Source organism: Paraburkholderia sp. SIMBA_027 (genome assembly GCF_046535315.1).
Lineage (GTDB): Bacteria > Pseudomonadota > Gammaproteobacteria > Burkholderiales > Burkholderiaceae > Paraburkholderia > Paraburkholderia tropica.
In genome coordinates this window covers 1-258 of record NZ_JAWRWY010000999.1, presented here as the reverse complement: position 1 = coordinate 258, position 258 = coordinate 1, and the positions used below count along the sequence as shown (strand labels likewise).

1 protein-coding gene is annotated in these 258 nt (G+C 64.0%); it reads left to right on the top strand.

Annotated features, from left to right (window positions below; translation table 11 throughout):
- Positions 1-258: hypothetical protein (locus SB764_RS42105; RefSeq protein WP_410867052.1), on the top strand; the 258-nt coding region annotated here is incomplete at both ends.

Below are 258 nucleotides of genomic sequence, written 5' to 3'. Positions count from 1 at the left end.
ACCGACCTGAACGGCTACGCCGGATTTAACGAAGTGTTCCCGCTCTTCAACTGGTACGTCGCGGAAGCGGATACAACCCGCTTCAAGCAGACCGGCGTGCATGTGGTCTACGACGCGGGCGGTCCGCCCGACGGTACGCCAGGCGGGGGCAGTTCGAACATTGCCACCAACTTCGCCAACACGGTGGAATCGGCGACGGCGCACCTGCCGACGAACCTGCGCGTGCCAGGCGCGGTGTATTGCAACGATGCGGACTGC